Source organism: Streptomyces sp. NPDC101178 (assembly GCF_044767965.1).
GTDB lineage: Bacteria > Actinomycetota > Actinomycetes > Streptomycetales > Streptomycetaceae > Streptomyces.
This window is the reverse complement of sequence record NZ_JBIWOZ010000008.1, coordinates 332,351-351,207: the sequence shown is the minus strand read 5'-3', so window position 1 is coordinate 351,207 and position 18,857 is coordinate 332,351. Positions and strand designations below refer to the sequence as shown.

The window sequence follows — 18,857 nt, the reverse complement described above, 5'->3', positions numbered from 1 at the left end:
CGCCTCACACGTCCCAACGTTCGCGCGAGTCATTCCCACACCCCGGCCGGTGGGCTAGCTTCCCTCCAAAGCCGCTCCCCACCGCGACGCCACACCTCTTCATCCCGGGGACACCTCATGACGCGCGCCATCTCCCTGCACCACGTCAGCAAGAGCTACGGAAGGGACCGGCGTGCCGTCGACCGGTTCACGCTCTCCATCGAGCCCGGCGAGTTCGTCGTGCTGCTCGGCCCCTCCGGCTGCGGCAAGTCGACCGTGCTGCGCATGATCGCGGGCCTGGAGGAGATCAGCGAGGGCGAGCTGCTGCTCGACGGCGCGTTCGCCAACCACATCCCGCCGCGCGAACGGGGCATGGCGATGGTGTTCCAGAACTTCGCGCTGTACCCGAGCATGACCAACCGCGCCAACATCGGCTTTCCGCTGAAGCTGGAGAACCCGCGCGAGGACAACACCGCCCGGATCGAGGCCACCGCCCGGATGCTCGGCATCGAGCACGTACTCGACCGCTACCCGGCCCAGCTCTCCGGCGGCGAGCGCCAGCGCGTGGCGATGGGCCGGGCGATCTCGCGCCGGCCGTCCGTCTTCCTGATGGACGAGCCGCTCTCCAACCTGGACGCCAAGCTCCGCAACCATCTGCGCGCCGAGATCGCCCTGCTCACCCGGGAACTCGGCGTCACCACGGTCTATGTGACGCACGATCAGGCGGAGGCGATGTCGCTCGGCGACCGGGTTGCCGTGATGCGCGGCGGCGTCCTGCAACAGGTCAGCCCGCCCCGCGAGGTCTACGCGCTTCCCGACAACGTCTTCGTGGCCGCGTTCATCGGCACGCCGCGCATCAACCTCCTCCAGGCCGTCGTCCACGCGCCGCTGGAGGGCCGGATGTCGATCGACCTCGGCCGTCAGCGGCTCGCGCTGCCCGAACCCCTCAGCCCCGACCACCAGTTGCTCCGCATCCAGCAGGGCCGCCGGATCATCGTGGGACTGCGTTCGGAGGCGGTCCGGATCGCCCCGCCCAGCCACGCCCGCCCCGGCGAGGTGGCGCTCAGCGGGATCGTCGAGCACGTCGAGTACCAGGGCCACGAGGCGCTGGTCCACCTCAACACCGGTTCGCGGCCCGCCATCGTCCCGGACCTCGAATCGGCCCAGCCCCGGTCCATGCCCCGCCGCCGCAGAGCCGCCGCGGCCCGCCCCGGAGGCGGCGCACCAGGCGCGCTCGGTGTCCTGGACCGGCTGAAGGGACGGGCCGGGGCGCGGATCAGCGGCCCGGTCGTCACGCTCGACGAACCCGCGCCGGACCCGAGCCCGGTCCGCACCCCGGACCGGCCCTCCGTCATCTCCGGCGACCTGGTGGTGCGCACCGGCCCCGACATGCGGCTGCGGACCGGCGGCCAGGTGCCGCTGCTGGTGGACCTGGCCCACCTGTACGTCTTCGACCACTACGGCCGCCGCATCTGCCCGCTGCCGCAGGACGTGCCGGGGCTGGACGGCTGAGAGTCCCTCCCCGGACCTCCCGGGGGCGTGCGCCTCCCGGCGTGACCGGCACGAGGGGGGCGTGACAGGCGTGACCGGCATCTCCGGAAGCTCCCTGGCGCCGGAAAACTAACGGCGCTAGTTTGGGCGGTCGGGGCAGACGACAGTACGTCGGCGTCGTGCACAACCCGTCCGGGAGGAAACAGCCATGAAGGCCCATGACCAGATGTACATCGGCGGAGCGTGGCGGCCCGCCGTCGGCCAGGACACGATCGCGGTCGTGAACCCGGCCGACGAGCAGCTCATCGCCCGCGTACCCGCGGGCACGGCCGAGGACGTGGACGCGGCGGTGCGGGCCGCGCGCGCCGCGTTCCCCGCGTGGGCCGCCACCCCGCCCGCCGAGCGCGCCGCCCGCCTCTCCGCGCTGAGCGACGCGCTGGCGGCCCGTAAGGACGAGATGGCCGAGACGATCACCGCCGAGCTGGGCTCGCCGCTGCCGCTCTCGCAGATGGTCCACGCCGCCGTGCCGGTCCTGGTCGCCGCCTCGTACGCCGAACTCGCCGCCTCGTACGCCTTCGAGGAGAAGATCGGCAACTCCACCGTCCTCATGGAGCCGGTCGGCGTCGTCGGCGCGATCACCCCGTGGAACTACCCGCTCCACCAGATCGTCGCCAAGGTGGCCCCGGCCCTCGCCGCCGGCTGCACGGTGGTCCTCAAGCCCGCAGAGGACACTCCGCTCACCGCCCAGCTCTTCGCCGAGGCCACCGAGGCGGCCGGCCTGCCGCCCGGGGTCTTCAACCTGGTCACCGGCCTCGGCCCGGTCGCCGGTCAGGCGCTCGCCGAGCACGAGGGCGTCGACCTCGTCTCGTTCACCGGCTCGACCGCCGTCGGCAGGCAGATCGGCGCCACCGCCGGAGCCGCGATCAAGCGCGTCGCCCTCGAACTCGGCGGCAAGTCCGCCAACGTGATCCTGCCCGGCGCCGACCTCGCCAAGGCGGTCAACGTGGGCATCGCCAACGTGATGACCAACTCCGGCCAGACGTGCAGCGCCTGGACCCGGATGCTGGTCGACTCCGAGCGGTACGAAGAGGCCGTGGAGCTCGCCGCCCACGCCGTCCTCAAGTACGCCCCCGGCGAGCGGGTCGGCCCCCTCGTCAACGCCAAGCAGCAGGCCCGGGTGAGCGGTTACATCCAGCAGGGGATGGACGAGGGAGCCCGGCTGATCGCCGGAGGCCCCGCCGCGCCCCTGCCGACCGGCTACTACGTCAGCCCCACCGTCTTCGCCGACGTCACCCCGGACATGACCATCGCCCAGGAGGAGATCTTCGGCCCGGTGGTCTCGATCCTCCGGTACGAGGACGTGGACGACGCCCTCCGGATCGCCAACGACACCGTGTACGGCCTCGCCGGAGCCGTGTGGGCGGCCGACGACGAGGAAGCGGTGGCCTTCGCCCGCCGGATGGAGACCGGACAGGTCGACATCAACGGCGGCCGGTTCAACCCGCTGGCCCCCTTCGGCGGCTACAAGCAGTCCGGGGTCGGCCGCGAGCTGGGGCCGCACGGTCTGGCGGAGTACCTCCAGACCAAGTCGCTCCAGTTCTGACCCCCCGTAACCCCTTCCTCCGAGGAGTCTGTTCGTGGTCCGCGCCGCCGTACTGCCCGCCGTCGGAGCTCCGCTGGAGATCACCGACATCGTCCTGCCGGAGCCCGGCCCCGGCCAGGTGCGCATCGCGCTCGCCGCGGCGGGCGTCTGCCACTCCGACCTGTCCCTGTCCAACGGCACCATGCGCGTCCCGGTGCCCGCCGTCCTCGGCCACGAGGGCGCCGGTACGGTCCTGGCGGTCGGGGACGGCGTCACGCATGTCGCGCCCGGCGACGGCGTGGTCCTCAACTGGGCGCCCTCCTGCGGTGCCTGCTTCCACTGCGGGCTCGGCGAGGTCTGGCTCTGCGCCGACGCGCTGAAGGGGACCGCCAACCTCCACGCCCGTACGGCGGACGGCACCGACCTCCACCCCGGCCTCAACGTGGCGGCCTTCGCGGAGGAGACCGTCGTCGCCGCGAACTGCGTGCTCCCGGCCCCCGACGGCATCCCGCTCACCGACGCCGCCCTCCTCGGCTGCGCGGTCCTCACCGGCTACGGGGCCGTCCACCACAGCGCCCGGGTCCGCGAGGGCGAGAGCGTGGTGGTCTTCGGGATCGGCGGCGTCGGTCTCGCCGTCCTCCAGGCGGCCCGGATCGCGGGCGCCTCCAAAATCATCGCGGTCGACGTCTCCCCGGCCAAGGAGGAGCTGGCCCGGCAGGCCGGCGCCACCGACTACGTCATCGCCTCCGCCACCACCCCGCGCGAGATCCGCAAGCTCACCGGCGGCCAGGGCACGGACGTCGCGGTGGAGTGCGTCGGCCGGCCCGCGACCATCCGGGCCGCCTGGGAGTCCACCCGGCGCGGCGGCCGTACGACGGTCGTCGGGATCGGCGGCAAGGACCAGGAGGTCACGTTCAACGCCCTGGAGATCTTCCACTGGGGCCGGTCCCTGACCGGCTGCGTCTACGGCAACAGCGACCCGGCCCGCGTTCTGCCGGCCCTGGCCGACCACATCCGCGCGGGCCGCTTCGACCTGTCGATGATGGTCACCGAACGCATCGCGCTCGACGGCATTCCCGCCGCCTTCGACAACATGATCGCGGGCAAGGGCGGCCGAGCGCTGGTGGTGTTCTAGGGGGTGTTCGTCGTCCGGGAGGTCGAGGCCACCGGTCCGAGCAGCCGGGTGTCCATCTCGCCCTCCTCGAACAGCCGGGAGGCCGGGCCCACGATCAGCGGGTCCGGCACCCCGACCACCTCGGGGTCCTTGCCCGGGTAGTCGAAGCGGTCCAGCACATGCCGCATCGCCTCCAGCCGGGCCCGCTTCTTGTCGTTTCTCTTCACCACCGTCCACGGCGCGTCGGCCGTGTCGGTGTGGAAGAGCATCAGCTCCTTGGCCTCGGTGTACTCGTCCCACTTGTCCAGCGAGGCCAGGTCGACCGGGCTCAGCTTCCACCGCCGTACGGGATCGATCTGCCGGATCATGAACCGGTTGCGCTGCTCGTTGCGCGAGACGGAGAACCAGAACTTCACCAGGTGGATGCCGTCCCGGGCGAGCATCCGCTCGAAGCCGGGTGCCTGGTGCATGAACTCCAGGTACTCGCGGGTCGTGCAGAACCCCATCACCCGCTCCACCCCGGCCCGGTTGTACCAGGAGCGGTCGAACAGCACGATCTCCCCGGCGCTCGGCAGATGGGCCACGTACCGCTGGAAGTACCACTGGGTGCGCTCACGCTCGGTCGGCTTCTCCAGCGCCACGATGCGCGCACCACGCGGATTGAGATGCTCGGTGAACCGCTTGATCGTGCCGCCCTTGCCCGCCGCGTCCCGCCCCTCGAAGAGGATCACCAGCCGCTCGTCGCGCTCCTTCACCCAGTGCTGGAGCTTCAGCAGCTCGATCTGGAGGGCGCGCTTGGCCTTCTCGTAGTCGCGGCGCCGGAGCTTCCGCTCGTACGGGTAGTCCTCACGCCACGCGTCCTGGGCATGGCCGGCCGGCTCGACCAGGACCGGGTCGTCGTCACCGCTGTCGGCCACCTTGAACCCGTCGAGATACGGCCCGCCGTGGCGGGCCGCCCGCGCAGCCTGCTCGCCGTCGCCCTTCCTCCTGCGCCCGCTAAGGTCGCCGTGCGCCCTGGCGCTCCGCGTCATGACGGTCTCCCTCCACCGGCCCAGCCGGGTTTCCGCGTGTGGGCCCAGTCTGCTGACGGCTCCGGGAGACCGCCACCCCGGCCAGGCAGAGCAGCCCGCCGAGAACGCCGAGCGGTGTCGGCACCTCGTCCAGCAGCACCCACGCCATGAGGACCACGATCGCCGGGACCGCGTACGTGGTGGCGCCCATCCGGCCCGCCGTGGTCCGGGCCAGCGCGTAGCCCCAGGTGGTGAAGGCCAGCGCGGTCGGGAAGACGCCGAGGTAGATCATGTTCAGCGTGGCCGACATCGGCGCGTCGGCCGCCTCGGAGATCAGCACGCCGGTGAAGGGCAGGCAGGCGACGGCGCCGATGAGGCAGCCGAAGGTGTTGATCTGGAGCGAGGAGCCGTACGCGAGCGCCGGCTTCTGGCTCACCACGCCCAGCGCGTACACCACCGCGGCCAGCAGGCAGAGCGCCACGCCCAGCACGGACGAGCTGCCGTGCCCGGACATCGCGAGGCCGACGACGACGGCGCCGGAGAACGAGATGCCCATACCCAGCAGCAGCCGGCGCGGCAGCCCCTCGCCGAGCATGCGGGCGCCCATCAGCGCCATCAGGATCGGCCCGATGTTCACGAGCATCGCGGCGGTCCCGGCGTCGACCTCCTGCTCACCCCAGTTGAGCGCCACCATGTACAGCCCGAACCACAGCACCCCGGACGTGACGATCCCGCGCCAGGCCCCGCGCTCCGGAAGCCCTTCCCCGCGTACGAGGAGGATCGCCACGAGCACCAGCACGCCCGCGAGCAGCCGCCCGAGGGCGAGCGCACCGGGGGAGTAGGCCTCGCCCGCACTGCGGATGGAGACGAAGGCGGAGGCCCACAGGACCACGGTGGTGCATGCGGCGGCGGTGGCCCGCCAGGACGTGGCGGGAGCGGGGGTCGTCGTCATGGCCACGACGGTAGAGCCGAACCGCTCCACCGCCCACCGAATTGCGGTGGCCCGTCAATCGGCGGGCCACCACCCTCCGGGCTGACAGGTGCGGCCCGTCCTCGAACGCCGGGCGGGCCGAACAGGCGCATCCCCACCATCACGCCCCGTACTCCTCGTACTGCAGCGCCAACCCGTCCAGCAACGCCCGCAGCCCCACCTCGAACGCCCCCTCGTCCACCTGCCGCCGCCGCTCCGCCAGGAGATGCGCCTGCCCCAGGTGCGGATAGTCGGCCGGGTCGTACGCGCTCTCGTCGTCCACGAACCCCCCGGCGAACGATCCCAGCGCCGACCCGGTGATGAAGTACCGCATCAGCGCCCCGATCCGCGTCGCCTGCGCCGCCGGCCACCCCGCCCCCACCATCGCCCCGAACACCGCGTCCGCGACCCGCAGCCCCGCCGGCCGGCGTCCCGGACCCCGTGCCAGGACCGGCACGATGTGCGGGTGCGCGGCCAGGGCGGCCCGGTAGGACAGCGCGTAGTCGTGCAGCGCCTCCCGCCAGCCGCGCGGGTCGGACGCGTCGAACATCGACAGATCGACCTGTACGGAGACGGCGTCGGCGACCGCGTCGAGGATCTCGTCCTTGTTGCGGAAGTGGTTGTAGAGCGAGGGCCCGCTGACCCCCAGCACCGCCGCCAGCCGGCGCGTCGAGACGGCGTCGAGCCCTTCGGCGTCCACGAGCGCGCTCGCCGCCTCGACGATGCGGTCTCTGCTGAGGAGGGGCTTGCGCGGTCGGGCCATGCGGCTCATAGTAGGCGCTGCGAACAGGAAACTAGCAGTGCTAATTAAGTAGCGCACGAGAAGTGGAGTGGCGCGCGATGAACCTGGAGCTCAGCGAGGAGCAGGAAGCCGTCCGGCGGCTGGCCGAGGAGTTCGTGGCCCGCGAGGTCACGCCGCACGTCGTCGCCTGGGACCGGTCCGAGAGTGTCGACAGGTCGGTCGTGAAGAAGCTCGGCGCGCTCGGCTTCCTCGGCCTCACCGTCCCGGAGGAGTACGGCGGCTCCGGCGGCGACCACCTCACGTACTGCCTGGTCACCGAGGAGCTCGGCCGCGGCGACTCCTCGGTCCGCGGCATCGTCTCCGTCTCGCTCGGCCTGGTCGCCAAGACCGTCGCGTCCTGGGGGAGCGAGGAGCAGAAGCGGCAGTGGCTGCCCCGGCTCACCGCCGGCGAGGCGATCGGCTGCTTCGGCCTCACCGAACCCGGCACCGGCTCGGACGCCGGGAACCTCGCCACCCGGGCCGTACGCGACGGCGGCGACTACGTCATCAACGGCACCAAGATGTTCATCACCAACGGCACCTGGGCCGACGTCGTCCTGCTCTTCGCGCGGACGAACGACAGCCCCGGCCACCGCGGCGTCTCCGCCTTCCTCGTCCCCGCCGACACCCCCGGCCTCACCCGCCGCACCATCCACGGCAAGCTCGGCCTGCGCGGCCAGGCCACCGCCGAACTGGTCCTCCAGGACGTCCGCGTCCCCGCCGACACCCTCCTCGGCCCCGAGGGCAAGGGCTTCACCGTCGCCATGTCCGCCCTCGCCAAGGGCCGTATGTCGGTCGCGGCGGGCTGCGTCGGCATCGCCCAGGCTGCCCTGGACGCCTCCCTGCGGTACGCCGGTGAGCGCGAGCAGTTCGGCACGCCCATCGCCGGCCACCAGCTCGTCCAGGAACTGCTCAGCGACATCTCCGTGGACGTCGAGGCGGCCCGCCTGCTCACCTGGCGGGTCGCCGACCTGATCGACCGGGGCCAGGAGTTCGCCACCGCCGCCTCCCAGGCCAAGCTGTACGCCTCCGAGGCCGCCGTCCGCTGCGCCAACAACGCGATCCAGGTCTTCGGCGGTTACGGCTACATCGACGAGTACCCGGTCGGCAAGCTGCTCCGCGACGCCCGCGTGATGACGCTCTACGAGGGCACCAGCCAGATCCAGAAGCTCATCATCGGCCGCGCGCTGACGGGCGTCTCGGCGTTCTGATCGCGATTGCCGTGATCCCGGCTCGCACGGGTGTCTGAGTAGCCGGCCTGAGTACGGGCACGGATGTGGCGTGCGCCACGTCGGCGGATGCTGGGTCCATGAGTGACACGACATCGGTCAAGCAGCAGAGCACCGCCGCCTTCTACGGCCAGGCCGTCGCCTCCTTCCTGGTGGCGATGGGCGCGGTGGCCCTCGGTATCTTCTTCCTCGACGCCGACGCCTGGGTGCGCGGCTTCCTCGCCATCGGCGTGCTCTACCTCGTCACCTCCTGCTTCACCCTCGCCAAGGTGATCCGGGACCGGCAGGAGGCCGGGCAGATCGTCAGCCGGGTCGACCAGGCCCGGTTGGAGAAGATCCTCGCCGAGCACGACCCCTTCCAGAAGCTCTGATTCCGGACCGCGTCCGCACCGCCCCATGAGACAGCCCTAAGCGCTTGCTCAGGTTCGGGGTATGGTGTTCGTCCTGTTGACGGAGAGGGGCCCTGGGCGATGAGTACGGCGGAGGAGACGAGCGGCGACGACGCTCCCTGGGGCGAGGTCACGCCCGAGGCGGCCAGGCGGCTCCTCGTCGCCGCGGTCGACGCCTTCGCCGAGCGCGGGTACCACGCGACCACCACCCGCGACATCGCCGGCCGGGCCGGGATGAGCCCGGCTGCGCTCTACATCCACTACAAGACGAAGGAAGAGCTGCTCCACCGGATCAGCAAGATCGGCCACGACCGGGCGCTGTACGTGCTCCAGGCCGAGGCCGACCGGGACGGCACGGCCGCCGAGCGGCTCGCCGGAGCCGTACGGTCCTTCGTCCGCTGGCACGCAGAGCGCCACACCACCGCGCGCGTCGTCCAGTACGAGCTCGACGCCCTCGGCCCCGAGCACCGCACCGAGATCGTCGAGCTGCGCCGCAGGAGCGACGCGGTGGTGCGCCGGATCATCAGCGAGGGCGTGCGGGCCGGGGAGTTCGACGTCCCCGACATCCCCGGCACCACCCTCGCCGTGCTCTCGCTCTGCATCGACGTGGCCCGCTGGTTCAACGCGCAGGGCAGCCGCACGCCCGACGAGGTCGGCGCGCTCTACGCCGACCTCGTCCTGCGGATGGTCGGAGCCCGGCCGGCCGGCTCCGCCACCCCAAAATCCGCCGCTCAGGAGTGATGTCGTCGGAAGTGGTGGCGTCAGAAGTAGTAGCGCGACACCGACTCGGCGACACAGGCCGGCTTCTCGCTCCCCTCGCGCTCCACCGTGACGAGCGCGGTGATCTGCACGCCGCCCCCGGCCTCCTCCACGTCGGTGAGCACGGCGGTGGCCCGCAGCCGTGAGCCGACCGGGACGGTGGAGGGGAAACGGACCTTGTTGGTCCCGTAGTTGATGCCCATCTTCATGTTCTCGACCCGCATCACCTGCGGCACCAGCGCGGGCAGCAGCGAGAGCGTCAGATAGCCGTGGGCGATGGTCGTGCCGAACGGCCCGGCCGCCGCGCGCTCCGGATCCACATGGATCCACTGGTGGTCACCGGTCGCCTCGGCGAACAGGTCGATCCGCTTCTGGTCGACTTCCAGCCAGTCGCTGTGTCCGAGCTGCTCGCCCACTCCGTCCCGCAGCTCCTGTGCGGACGTGAAGATCTTCGGCTCTGCCATGTTCCGGCTCCCTGCCTTCCGGCTCGCCGCGCCGTACGGCGCGATGTCTAAGCGCTTGCTCAGCATCCTGGTGCGGTGCGTTCCTGTCAACGATCGGGCGGTGGGGGCCGCCGGGGGAGCAGTAGGGTCTGCGGAGTGCCACAGATCCCACAGACACTCCACGAACTCTCGGTCGGCCAGCTCTCGGCGCGCAGCGGCGCCGCGGTCTCCGCTCTGCACTTCTACGAGTCCAAGGGCCTGATCAGCAGCCGCCGCACCAGCGGCAACCAGCGCCGCTACTCCCGCGACGCCCTGCGCCGCGTCGCCTTCGTGCGCGCCGCCCAGCGCGTCGGCATCCCGCTGGCCACGATCCGCGACGCACTCGCCTCCCTGCCCGAGGAGCGCACACCGAACCGGGACGACTGGGCCCGCCTCTCCGAGGCCTGGCGCCAGGAACTGGACGAGCGCATCAAGCAGTTGCACCGGCTGCGCGACCATCTGACCGACTGCATCGGCTGCGGCTGTCTCTCGCTGGAGAACTGCGTGCTCTCCAACCCCGACGACATCTCCGGCGAACGCATCACCGGCTCCCGCCTGATGCCCGAACGCAGGCGCGCCACGGCGGAAGAGCAGGAGTAGGACACCCCCTGGGAGCCCTCAGGGCACCCCGGTGCACCTCTGGAGCGGCTTCCGCCCCTGTCGTAACCGCACCGCCGCGGCGACCAGTTCCGCGTTCGAGCGGGCCGGGCGGCCGTCCGGCAGCACCGTCACGTCCTCCATGCCGATCCGTGTGTCCAGGCCGAGCCGGAAGGCCAGCGCTGCCACCGGCCACGCGCCGCCGTCCTCGCCGTGCAGCAGCACCGGGCGGCCGTGCGCGGCGGCCACCTCGGCGAGGAGGAGGCGGGCCGAACCGGTCGCGGTCGCCGGGTCGGTGTCGGTGACCTCGGCCAGCACCCGCAGGACCCGGGGCGCCAGAGGGGAGCGGCGGAAGAGGCGGTACCCCTCCGTGCCCGACCAGAGCCCGGCCTCCACGCCCACGCCCCGCTCCAGCAGTGCGGCGGCCAGCTCCTCGGCGCCCGGCTCGTGCCAGTTGACCGAGGCGTGGTCCGGCAGCACCGACCACTCCCGTACGCGCTCCACCCGGCGCCGCGGGTCCGGCTCGGCCCAGGCGCCCGTCGTCACCCCGACCGGCACCCGCACCGCCGCCCGTATCGCGGTCAGCGTCGCGGCCACCACCCGGGGCGAGAGTGTGTCGTCCCCGCAGGGGGTCCGCGGATGCACATGGATGTCGGTGGCCCCGGCGGCGACGGCATCGGCCGCCGACCGGGCCAGCGCTTCGGGGGACAGGGGCACGGCGGCCGAAGCATCCGCACCACGCCGGCCGTTCAGGCAGACCTGGATCATGTCCCCGATGGTGACATCCACCACTGACAACGGCCTCGGGAGCGACCGCCCGAGCACTCCGGGACCCGCCCCTACGCCGCCGCGGCGAGCCTCCGGTGCCGTACCAACCGGGCCCTCGCCAGCGTGCGGTCCGTCAGCACCGGCTGCGGAACCGCGATCCCGCACCCCGTGCACACCGGACCGGACCACGGCTCGTGCCCGCGCTGCCGCTCCTGGCGCCACTCGATCCCGGTGTCCGCACAGACCGGGCAGGCGGAACCGGGACCGGAGCCGAGCGCCGCGATCAGCCGGCGCAGTACCTCGGCGAGCGGCTCACTGGGGTGCACCTCCGGATCCGCGCAGCGCGCCACCCCGTGGCCGCCCCACGTCCGGCGGTGCCAGTCGTCGAACGCGCCGGGCCGCCGCAGCCCCTCGTGCTTCTCGCGCCGCCGCCGCTCGGCGAACCCCGCCTCGTAGGCGAGCCAGATGCCCCGCGCCTCCTCCAGCTCCTCCAGCGCGCTGAGCAGGCGCGCCGGATCGGGTGCCCGGTCCTCGGGATCGATCCCGTGCCGGGCGCACAGATGGTCCCAGGTCGCCCGGTGCCCGTACGGGGCGAACCTCTCCAGGCACTTGCGCAACGAATACCTGCGCAGAGCCAGATCACCCAGCGGATCGCGGACCTGTCTCGCAAGACTCCGGAAACCGGCCATGCCACTGCCACCTCCGTCGTTCGTCCATCGGCGTCAAGGAGTGGACGTACGCCTGCCCGTTTCGGCTCCATCGAAAGATGAAATCCGTCCATTGGCTGAGACTGCGCATGTCGGGCGGGGATCACGGGCGGAAGCGGAACGGCGCGCGGACGGGTGGTGAGAGGGCGCACACGGGTGCCGGGGCGCTCGGCGTTCCGGTACCGGCGGCTGCTCGCGCCCCTCCGTTGACCAGGGGAAACCGGTGGCGGAGTGCCGGGCGGATGCGATTGGCTGGCCCCATGACAGCAGCCTCGCCCCGCCTCGAAAAGGTCACGCCCGACACGGTGCTCGACGCCTGTCGGCTGGAAGTCGCTCCCGAGCAGCGGAAGTTCGTCTCGCCGGTCGCGCAGTCCCTGGCCGAGGCCTATGTGCATCCCGACGTCGCCTGGCCCCGGCTGATCTGTGACGGCGACCGGATCGTGGGCTTCGTGATGGCCTTCTTCGACACCACGTTCGACTACGACGCCGATGTGCCGGATGCCCCGAAACGCTCCGGCCTCTGGCGGCTCACCGTCGCCGCCGGGGAGCAGGGGCGGGGGTACGGGCGGTTCGCCGTGGGCGCGGTGAACGAGGAGATCCGGCGGCGCGGCGGGACGGTCTCCACCGTGACCTGGCATCCCGGCGAGGGCGGCCCGGAGGAGTTCTACCTCAAGCTCGGCTACCGCAAGCGCGGCCTGACCAGCGACGGCGAGTACCTCGGCGACATGGACCTCGCGGGCTGAGAGCGGTCTGCCGGGGCGCGCTTCCGCGCGTGCCCCGGCCCCGCGCGCCCCCGCCCCCTCGCCGCACTACCCCCCGTACCGCAAATACCTCCGTCGCTTCGCCCGGAACGCCGTGAGATCCGCCCGCCACGCGGCCACCACCGCGTCCGTGTCCGCCCCCGCGTCGATCATCGTGCGGACCTCGGCGTTTCCGGTGAGCTTGTCGATCCAGTTGTCCGGGCGCCAGGCGAAGCCGCTCCACGTCTGCTTCGCCGTCACCAGCAGCGCGATGCCCGTACGGACCGGGTCGAAGGCCTCCCGGTCCTGGACGTGCACCTGCACCCCGCCGACCGTCTTGCCCTGGAACTTGGAGAACGTCGGCGCGAAGTACGCCTCCCGGAAGGCGACCCCCGGCAGCCGCAGCGCGTTCGCGGCCGCCGCCCAGCGGCGGTCGATGCCCTCCGCGCCCAGCAGCTCGAAGGGGCGTGTGGTGCCCCGGCCCTCGGAGAGGTTCGTGCCCTCGAAGAGGCAGGTGCCGGAGTAGACGAGGGCCGTCTCCGGCGTCGGCATGTTCGGGCTCGGCGGCACCCACGGCAGCCCGGTCGCGTCGAAGAAGTCCGAGCGCCGCCACCCCTCCATCGTCACCACCTCCAGCCGCACCGGGTTCTCGTGCAGGAACTCCGCGTTGAAGAACAGCGCCAGCTCCGCCACCGTCATCCCGTGCGCCTGCGCGATCTCCCGGCGCCCGACGAACGTCGCGTACGCCGGATCCAGCACCGGACCCAGCGCCGCCCGTCCGGTCACCGGGTTCGGCCGGTCCAGCACCACCAGCCGCTTGCCCGCGAGCGCGGCCGCCTCCATGCAGTCGTACAGCGTCCAGATGTACGTGTAGAAGCGCGCGCCGGCGTCCTGGATGTCGAAGACCACCGTGTCCACGCCCGACGCGGTGAAGATGTCCGCGAGGTCCTGCCCGCTCTTCAGGTACGTGTCGTAGACCGGCAGCCCGGTCGCCGGGTCGTCGTACCGCCCCTCCGAGCCGCCCGCCTGCGCGGTCCCCCGGAAGCCGTGCTCGGGGCCGAAGACGGCGGTCAGGTTCACCCGGTCGTCCGGGTGCATCACGTCGACGATGTGCGTGACGTCGGCGGTGACACCCGTCGGGTTGGTGACGACCCCGACCTTCTGGCCCCGCAGCAGCCGGTAGCCGTCGGCGGCCAGCCGGTCGAAGCCGGTACGGACCCGGTCGCGTCCGGGTCCGTGTCCGGGGCCGCGTCCGGGGCCACGTGCGGCAGCGGCGGCTCCACCGGTTCCGGCCGCCGTCGCCGCCAGCGCTCCCACGGCCAGCACACCACGTCGGGACAGGCTCATTCCGCTACCTCCATGATCGCGCCGACTGTCATGGCCACGCACGCTAGCGCGGGCACGGGCCGCACGGAACGACCTGGGCCGCGTCGACCTGTCCCAGGCCCCTCCCGACCCTTCCCCGATCACATACCGACCGGTTAGTCTGCCGGTGCAGACGGACCGGAAGGCGGGATGACGATGGATACGGTGCGAGGCGCCGGCGTGGTGGTCACCGGAGCCGGAGGCGGCATCGGCGCCGCTCTGGCCCGCAGGTTCGCCGAGCAGGGTGCGCGGGTGGTCGTCAACGACCTCGACCTCGCGCGCATCGAGCCGCTCGCGAAGGAGATCGGCGGGACCGCCGTGGCCGGGGACGCCTCGGGCATCGTGGAAGCGGCCCGGGATGCGCTGGACGGCACGGTGGACGTCTACTGCGCCAACGCCGGACTCGCCTCGCCCGGCGACGCGTTCGCCGACGAGGAGGTCTGGGCCGCCGCCTGGGACGTCAACGTGATGGCCCATGTCCGGGCGGCGAAGGCCCTCCTGCCGGACTGGCTGGAGCGCGGCGGCGGGCGGTTCGTCACCACCGCCTCCGCCGCCGGACTGCTGACGATGATCGGCGCGGCCCCCTACAGCGTCACCAAGCACGGTGCGGTCGCCTTCGCCGAGTGGCTCTCGCTCACCTACCGCCACCGCGGCATCAAGGTGCACGCCATCTGCCCGCAGGGCGTACGGACGGACATGCTCACCGCCGCCGGTTCGGCCGGCGAGCTGGTGCTCGCCCCCGGGGCCATCGAGCCGGACGCCGTCGCCGACGCGCTGTTCGACGCGATGGCGGCCGACCGCTTCCTGGTCCTGCCGCACCCGGAGGTCGCCGGCTACTACCAGGCGCGCGCCGCCGATCCCGACCGCTGGATGGGCAGCATGAACCGCCTCCAGCAGAAGTGGGAGGAGGCGAGCGGCGCATGACCGGCACAGGTCCCGTCCCCTCCCGCTACGCCGCCCAGCCCTGGCTCGCCCTCCTCAGCGACGCCCAGCGCGCCCCGGTGACCCCGCCGCCGACCGTGCTCCACGCCTTCCGGGACGCCGCCGCGCGGGCTCCGGAGGACCACCCGGCCCTCGCCTACTTCGACGGCCGCCTGACCTACCGCGCGACCGACGCGCTCTCCGACTCGGTCGCCGGACACCTCGCAGCCCGGGGCGTGCGGCGCGGCGACCGGGTCGCGATCATGCTCCAGAACAGCCCGCACTTCGTCCTCGCGCTCCTCGGCGCGTGGAAGGCCGGGGCCACCGTCGTACCGCTCAATCCGATGTACAAGTCCGGCGAGGTCGGGCACGTACTGAAGGACGCCGGGGTCACCGCGCTCATCTGCTCGGACCGGGCCTGGGCGGCGTATCTGCGGGAGACCGCAGAGGCCGCCCCGGACCTCACCATCGCGCTGACCGCCTGCGAGCTGGACCTCCAGAGCCGGAACGACCCCCGCGTCCTCTGCTTCGAGCGGCTCCCCGCCCCCGGCCCCGAGGACCTCGCCGACGACCTGCTCACCGTCGCCCGGGCCGGCCACGCGCCCCCGGACGGCCGGGAGCTCACCGCCGCCGACGTGGCCTTGATCAGCTACACCTCCGGGACCAGCGGCACCCCCAAGGGCGCCATGAACTCCCACGCCAACATCATGGTCAACGCCGAGCGGCAGCGCACCGGGCATCCCGTGGCCGAGGGCTCCGCCTACTTCGCGCTCGCCCCGCTCTTCCACATCACCGGCATGGTCTGCCAGCTCGCCGCCTGTATCACCAACGCGGGCACCCTGGTGCTGGCCTACCGCTTCGAGGCGGGCGTCGTCCTCGACGCCTTCGCCGCCCACCGCCCCGCGTACACCGTCGGCCCGTCCACCGCCTTCATGGCCCTGGCCGCCCATCCGGAGGTCACCCCGGACCACTTCGCCTCCTTCCAGGTGATCTCCTCCGGCGGCGCCCCGCTGCCGCCCGCGCTGGTGGAGAGGTTCCGCGCCGGCTTCGGCCCGTACATCCGCAACGGCTACGGCCTCACCGAGTGCACCGCCCCCTGCGCCGCGGTCCCGCCCGAGCGCGAGGCCCCGGTGGACCCGGTCTCCGGCACCCTCTCCGTCGGCGTGCCCGGCCCCGACACCGTCGTACGGATCCTCGACGAGACCGGGCAGGAGGTGCCGTTCGGCGAGCAGGGCGAGATCGCGGTGCGCGGGCCCCAGGTCGTCTCCGGCTACTGGAACCTCCCCGAGGCCACCGAGGCCGCCTTCCCGGGCGGCGAGCTGCGCACCGGCGACATCGGGTTCATGGACGAGGCGGGCTGGCTCTACGTCGTCGACCGCAAGAAGGACATGATCAACGCCTCCGGCTTCAAGGTCTGGCCGCGTGAGGTGGAGGACGTCCTGTACACCCACCCGGCGGTGCGCGAGGCGGCCGTCGTGGGCGTGCCCGACGCCTACCGGGGGGAGACCGTACGGGCCTATGTCAGTCTGCGTCCGGGCACATCCGTCGAACCGGGCGAGCTGGGGACGTACTGCGAGGAAAGGCTCGCCGCCTACAAGTATCCGCGCGAGGTGGAGATCCTGGCCGAGCTGCCGAAGACGGCGAGTGGGAAGATCCTCAGGCGGGAACTGCGTTCCTCCCGTTAGAACCACGTAGAAACAGCGAACGCACGGTATGAAAGGCAGGTGGCGGCTCATGGCCAAGGCGACGGAGCAGAACGGCACTCCCGTCCCCCAGAGGCTGCTGGCCGCCGCCACCCGGCTCTTCGCCGAGCGCGGGTACGACCGCACCTCGGTCCAGGAGATCGTCGAGGCGGCGGGCGTCACCAAGGGGGCGCTCTACCACTACTTCGGCTCCAAGGAGGACCTCCTCCAGGAGGTGTACGCCCGGGTGCTGCGGCTCCAGCAGGAGCGGCTCGACGCCTTCGCGGACGCCGACGCGCCGGTCGAGCAGCGGCTGCGCGACGCCGCCGCCGACGTGGTCGTCACGACCATCGACAACCTGGACGACGCGGCGATCTTCTTCCGCTCCATGCACCACCTGAGCCCGGAGAAGAACAAGCAGGTGCGGGTGGAGCGCCGCCGCTACCACGAGCGGTTCCGGGCGCTGATCGAGGAGGGCCAGCGCAGCGGCGTGTTCTCCACCGCGACCCCGGCCGACCTGGTGGTCGACTACCACTTCGGATCGGTCCACCACCTCTCCACCTGGTACCGCCCGGACGGCCCGCTCACCCGCCAGCAGGTCGCCGACCACCTCGCGGACCTGCTGCTGCGCGCTCTGCGCCCGTAGCGCGCCGAGTCCAGGAGAGCGAGTGACACCGGCCTGTTCAGGGCCGGTTGAACACATCCAAACGCCGATATGTGTTCGTTAATGGAACTGGCATGTCCGCTTTCCGCTCTTGACGGGACACTGTCACCTCATTGACCATCGGTCACGCATCGCACCGGCCGTCGGCCTCGCGGTGCGCACCACCAGCTCCAGGACCCGGCCGTACGTTCCACGCGGCCGGGTGCCCCCCGCACGTTCCGTCAGTCCCCGAACGGAATCCGGAGCCCCACCATGAGACCGAACCGCCTCACCCTGCGCAGATCCCCGGCGGCCGTCGCCGCCGTCGCCCTCGCAGCCCTCCTCGGGTCCGCCGCGCCCACCGCGCAGGCGGCCCCGGCCCCGGCCGCCGCCGTCGCGGCGCCCGACATCCCGCTGGCCAACGTCAAGGCCCACCTCACGCAGTTCTCGACGATCGCCGCGAACAACGGCGGCAACCGCGCCCACGGCCGCCCCGGCTACAAGGCGTCCGTCGACTACGTGAAGGCCAAGCTCGACGCGGCCGGATACACCACCACGCTCCAGCAGTTCACCTCCAGCGGCGCCACCGGCTACAACCTCATAGCCGACTGGCCCGGCGGCGACCCCAACAAGGTCCTGTTCGCCGGAGCCCACCTGGACTCCGTCTCCTCCGGCGCCGGCATCAACGACAACGCCTCCGGCTCGGCCGCCGTCCTGGAGACCGCGCTCGCCGTCTCGCGCGCCGGCTACAAGCCCGACAAGCACCTGCGGTTCGCCTGGTGGGGAGCGGAGGAGCTGGGGCTGATCGGCTCGAAGTACTACGTCAACAACCTGCCGGCCGCCGAGCGTTCGAAGATCTCCGGCTACCTCAACTTCGACATGATCGGTTCGCCGAACGCCGGCTACTTCGTCTACGACGACGACCCGGTCATCGAGAAGACCTTCAAGGACTACTTCGCGGGCCTCGGTGTGCCCACCGAGATCGAGACCGAGGGCGACGGCCGCTCCGACCACGCCCCGTTCAAGTCGGCGGGCGTCCCCGTCGGCGGCCTCTTCACCGGCGCCAGCCGCACCAAGACCGCGGCCCAGGTGCAGAAGTGGGGAGGGATGCAGGGCCAGGCCTTCGACCGCTGCTACCACACCTCCTGCGACACCACGGCGAACATCAACGACACCGCCCTGGACCGCAACAGCGACGCCGTCGCCCACGCCGTCTGGACCCTCTCCGCGGGCTCCACGGGCGAGCCGCCCACCGGCACCGTCTTCTCCAACGACGCCGATGTCGCCATCCCGGACGCCGGCGCGGCCGTGACCTCCCCGGTCACCGTCTCCGGCCGGACCGGCAACGCCCCCGCCGCACTCCAGGTCGGCGTGGACATCAAGCACACCTACCGCGGCGACCTCGTCATCGACCTGCTGGCACCGGACGGCGCCGCCTTCCGGCTGAAGAACTCCAGCAGCGGCGACTCGGCGGACAACGTCATCACGACGTACACCGTCAACGCCTCCGCCAAGGCCGCCAACGGCGTCTGGAGGCTCCGGGTGCAGGACGTCGCCCGCCAGGACACCGGCTACATCGACAGCTGGAAGCTCACCTTCTGACGGTGACGTGACCCTGGTGCGGCCCCCTCCCACGGTTCTACGGGAG

Annotated in this window: 19 protein-coding genes; 12 read left to right on the top strand and 7 right to left on the bottom strand. The window is 72.0% G+C overall.

Features of this window, described 5'->3' with window-relative positions; translation table 11 throughout:
- Positions 1 to 117 precede the first annotated feature (117 nt).
- From ACIRR8_RS24085 to ACIRR8_RS24075, 3 genes are all read left to right on the top strand, one after another.
- Complete coding sequence (locus ACIRR8_RS24085; protein WP_404068318.1) at positions 118 to 1,491, top strand: ABC transporter ATP-binding protein; 1,374 nt, start codon at positions 118 to 120, stop codon at positions 1,489 to 1,491.
- A gap of 187 nt (positions 1,492 to 1,678) precedes the next feature.
- Complete coding sequence (locus ACIRR8_RS24080; RefSeq protein ID WP_404068315.1) at positions 1,679 to 3,073, top strand: aldehyde dehydrogenase family protein; 1,395 nt, start codon at positions 1,679 to 1,681, stop codon at positions 3,071 to 3,073.
- A gap of 34 nt (positions 3,074 to 3,107) precedes the next feature.
- The gene (locus ACIRR8_RS24075; RefSeq protein WP_404068312.1) at positions 3,108 to 4,187 is read left to right on the top strand and encodes a Zn-dependent alcohol dehydrogenase; all 1,080 of its coding nucleotides are present in this window, start codon (positions 3,108 to 3,110) and stop codon (positions 4,185 to 4,187) included.
- Here the strand turns inward: ACIRR8_RS24075 and ppk2 are convergent.
- The 3 genes from ppk2 to ACIRR8_RS24060 all read right to left on the bottom strand — a co-directional run bounded on the left by ppk2 (position 4,184) and on the right by ACIRR8_RS24060 (position 6,909).
- Complete coding sequence (gene ppk2 / locus ACIRR8_RS24070; RefSeq protein ID WP_404068309.1) at positions 4,184 to 5,197, bottom strand: polyphosphate kinase 2; 1,014 nt, start codon at positions 5,195 to 5,197, stop codon at positions 4,184 to 4,186. The two genes, ACIRR8_RS24075 and ppk2, sit on opposite strands and share 4 nt — an antisense overlap.
- Positions 5,163 to 6,128 (bottom strand): DMT family transporter, encoded by a 966-nt coding sequence (locus tag ACIRR8_RS24065; RefSeq protein ID WP_404068307.1) that lies wholly within the window; start codon positions 6,126 to 6,128, stop codon positions 5,163 to 5,165. The genes ppk2 and ACIRR8_RS24065 overlap by 35 nt, the downstream gene beginning before the upstream one ends.
- Positions 6,129 to 6,267: 139 nt before the next feature.
- On the bottom strand, positions 6,268 to 6,909 hold the full coding sequence (locus ACIRR8_RS24060) for a TetR/AcrR family transcriptional regulator (RefSeq protein ID WP_404068305.1): 642 nt from the start codon (positions 6,907 to 6,909) through the stop codon (positions 6,268 to 6,270).
- Positions 6,910 to 6,986: 77 nt separating this feature from the next.
- On the opposite strand from ACIRR8_RS24060, the gene ACIRR8_RS24055 reads away from it, so the two are divergent.
- The 3 genes from ACIRR8_RS24055 (at position 6,987) to ACIRR8_RS24045 (ending at position 9,286) form a co-directional block, all read left to right on the top strand.
- Positions 6,987 to 8,138 carry an acyl-CoA dehydrogenase family protein gene (locus ACIRR8_RS24055; protein ID WP_404068302.1) on the top strand — a complete coding sequence of 384 codons (1,152 nt, stop codon included), beginning with the start codon at positions 6,987 to 6,989 and terminating at the stop codon, positions 8,136 to 8,138.
- 98 nt (positions 8,139 to 8,236) lie between these two features.
- Positions 8,237 to 8,527 (top strand): YiaA/YiaB family inner membrane protein, encoded by a 291-nt coding sequence (locus ACIRR8_RS24050; protein ID WP_015607581.1) that lies wholly within the window; start codon positions 8,237 to 8,239, stop codon positions 8,525 to 8,527.
- Between the two features lie 99 nt (positions 8,528 to 8,626).
- The gene (locus ACIRR8_RS24045; RefSeq protein WP_404068300.1) at positions 8,627 to 9,286 is read left to right on the top strand and encodes a TetR/AcrR family transcriptional regulator; all 660 of its coding nucleotides are present in this window, start codon (positions 8,627 to 8,629) and stop codon (positions 9,284 to 9,286) included.
- 20 nt (positions 9,287 to 9,306) lie between these two features.
- Here the strand turns inward: ACIRR8_RS24045 and ACIRR8_RS24040 are convergent, their stop codons facing one another.
- Positions 9,307 to 9,768, bottom strand: a complete 462-nt coding sequence (locus ACIRR8_RS24040; protein WP_404068298.1) for a MaoC family dehydratase — start codon at positions 9,766 to 9,768, stop codon at positions 9,307 to 9,309.
- A 135-nt stretch (positions 9,769 to 9,903) separates the two neighbouring features.
- Here ACIRR8_RS24040 and soxR point away from each other — a divergent pair, with 135 nt between their 5' ends.
- Positions 9,904 to 10,386: a redox-sensitive transcriptional activator SoxR gene (gene soxR, locus ACIRR8_RS24035; RefSeq protein ID WP_404068295.1), complete on the top strand. Its 483-nt coding sequence runs from the start codon at positions 9,904 to 9,906 to the stop codon at positions 10,384 to 10,386.
- A gap of 18 nt (positions 10,387 to 10,404) precedes the next feature.
- Here soxR and ACIRR8_RS24030 read toward each other — a convergent pair whose 3' ends face one another.
- Together ACIRR8_RS24030 and ACIRR8_RS24025 are read right to left on the bottom strand one after the other, a co-directional pair.
- Positions 10,405 to 11,151, bottom strand: coding sequence for a 3-keto-5-aminohexanoate cleavage protein (locus ACIRR8_RS24030; RefSeq protein WP_404068292.1), 747 nt, complete (start codon positions 11,149 to 11,151; stop codon positions 10,405 to 10,407).
- A gap of 71 nt (positions 11,152 to 11,222) precedes the next feature.
- The gene (locus ACIRR8_RS24025; protein WP_404068290.1) at positions 11,223 to 11,840 is read right to left on the bottom strand and encodes a hypothetical protein; all 618 of its coding nucleotides are present in this window, start codon (positions 11,838 to 11,840) and stop codon (positions 11,223 to 11,225) included.
- Positions 11,841 to 12,118: 278 nt separating this feature from the next.
- On the opposite strand from ACIRR8_RS24025, the gene ACIRR8_RS24020 reads away from it, so the two are divergent.
- Positions 12,119 to 12,601, top strand: coding sequence for a GNAT family N-acetyltransferase (locus ACIRR8_RS24020; RefSeq protein WP_404068287.1), 483 nt, complete (start codon positions 12,119 to 12,121; stop codon positions 12,599 to 12,601).
- Between the two features lie 66 nt (positions 12,602 to 12,667).
- On the opposite strand, the gene ACIRR8_RS24015 is transcribed toward ACIRR8_RS24020, so the two are convergent.
- Positions 12,668 to 13,945, bottom strand: a complete 1,278-nt coding sequence (locus tag ACIRR8_RS24015) for an exo-beta-N-acetylmuramidase NamZ domain-containing protein (RefSeq protein WP_404068285.1) — start codon at positions 13,943 to 13,945, stop codon at positions 12,668 to 12,670.
- Positions 13,946 to 14,113: 168 nt separating this feature from the next.
- Here ACIRR8_RS24015 and ACIRR8_RS24010 point away from each other — a divergent pair, with 168 nt between their 5' ends.
- The 4 genes from ACIRR8_RS24010 (at position 14,114) to ACIRR8_RS23995 (ending at position 18,811) form a co-directional block, all read left to right on the top strand.
- Positions 14,114 to 14,887: an SDR family oxidoreductase gene (locus tag ACIRR8_RS24010; RefSeq protein ID WP_404068282.1), complete on the top strand. Its 774-nt coding sequence runs from the start codon at positions 14,114 to 14,116 to the stop codon at positions 14,885 to 14,887.
- Positions 14,884 to 16,569: an AMP-binding protein gene (locus ACIRR8_RS24005; RefSeq protein WP_404068279.1), complete on the top strand. Its 1,686-nt coding sequence runs from the start codon at positions 14,884 to 14,886 to the stop codon at positions 16,567 to 16,569. Before ACIRR8_RS24010 ends, ACIRR8_RS24005 begins: the two co-directional genes overlap by 4 nt.
- A 49-nt stretch (positions 16,570 to 16,618) precedes the next feature.
- The gene (locus tag ACIRR8_RS24000; protein ID WP_404068276.1) at positions 16,619 to 17,212 is read left to right on the top strand and encodes a TetR/AcrR family transcriptional regulator; all 594 of its coding nucleotides are present in this window, start codon (positions 16,619 to 16,621) and stop codon (positions 17,210 to 17,212) included.
- Between the two features lie 270 nt (positions 17,213 to 17,482).
- The gene (locus tag ACIRR8_RS23995; RefSeq protein WP_404068273.1) at positions 17,483 to 18,811 is read left to right on the top strand and encodes a M28 family metallopeptidase; all 1,329 of its coding nucleotides are present in this window, start codon (positions 17,483 to 17,485) and stop codon (positions 18,809 to 18,811) included.
- Positions 18,812 to 18,857 lie beyond the last annotated feature (46 nt).

What these genes read in the sequence shown, in the direction of transcription:
- ACIRR8_RS24085 (WP_404068318.1), top strand. Translation starts at nt 118, where the DNA reads ATGACGCGCGCCATCTCCCTGCACCACGTCAGCAAGAGCTACGGAAGG.
- ACIRR8_RS24080 (WP_404068315.1), top strand. Translation starts at nt 1,679, where the DNA reads ATGAAGGCCCATGACCAGATGTACATCGGCGGAGCGTGGCGGCCCGCC.
- ppk2 (WP_404068309.1), bottom strand. Translation starts at nt 5,197, where the DNA reads ATGACGCGGAGCGCCAGGGCGCACGGCGACCTTAGCGGGCGCAGGAGG.
- ACIRR8_RS24065 (WP_404068307.1), bottom strand. Translation starts at nt 6,128, where the DNA reads ATGACGACGACCCCCGCTCCCGCCACGTCCTGGCGGGCCACCGCCGCC.
- ACIRR8_RS24060 (WP_404068305.1), bottom strand. Translation starts at nt 6,909, where the DNA reads ATGGCCCGACCGCGCAAGCCCCTCCTCAGCAGAGACCGCATCGTCGAG.
- ACIRR8_RS24055 (WP_404068302.1), top strand. Translation starts at nt 6,987, where the DNA reads ATGAACCTGGAGCTCAGCGAGGAGCAGGAAGCCGTCCGGCGGCTGGCC.
- ACIRR8_RS24050 (WP_015607581.1), top strand. Translation starts at nt 8,237, where the DNA reads ATGAGTGACACGACATCGGTCAAGCAGCAGAGCACCGCCGCCTTCTAC.
- ACIRR8_RS24045 (WP_404068300.1), top strand. Translation starts at nt 8,627, where the DNA reads ATGAGTACGGCGGAGGAGACGAGCGGCGACGACGCTCCCTGGGGCGAG.
- ACIRR8_RS24040 (WP_404068298.1), bottom strand. Translation starts at nt 9,768, where the DNA reads ATGGCAGAGCCGAAGATCTTCACGTCCGCACAGGAGCTGCGGGACGGA.
- ACIRR8_RS24030 (WP_404068292.1), bottom strand. Translation starts at nt 11,151, where the DNA reads ATGATCCAGGTCTGCCTGAACGGCCGGCGTGGTGCGGATGCTTCGGCC.
- ACIRR8_RS24025 (WP_404068290.1), bottom strand. Translation starts at nt 11,840, where the DNA reads ATGGCCGGTTTCCGGAGTCTTGCGAGACAGGTCCGCGATCCGCTGGGT.
- ACIRR8_RS24020 (WP_404068287.1), top strand. Translation starts at nt 12,119, where the DNA reads ATGACAGCAGCCTCGCCCCGCCTCGAAAAGGTCACGCCCGACACGGTG.
- ACIRR8_RS24015 (WP_404068285.1), bottom strand. Translation starts at nt 13,945, where the DNA reads ATGAGCCTGTCCCGACGTGGTGTGCTGGCCGTGGGAGCGCTGGCGGCG.
- ACIRR8_RS24010 (WP_404068282.1), top strand. Translation starts at nt 14,114, where the DNA reads ATGACGATGGATACGGTGCGAGGCGCCGGCGTGGTGGTCACCGGAGCC.
- ACIRR8_RS24005 (WP_404068279.1), top strand. Translation starts at nt 14,884, where the DNA reads ATGACCGGCACAGGTCCCGTCCCCTCCCGCTACGCCGCCCAGCCCTGG.
- ACIRR8_RS24000 (WP_404068276.1), top strand. Translation starts at nt 16,619, where the DNA reads ATGGCCAAGGCGACGGAGCAGAACGGCACTCCCGTCCCCCAGAGGCTG.
- ACIRR8_RS23995 (WP_404068273.1), top strand. Translation starts at nt 17,483, where the DNA reads ATGAGACCGAACCGCCTCACCCTGCGCAGATCCCCGGCGGCCGTCGCC.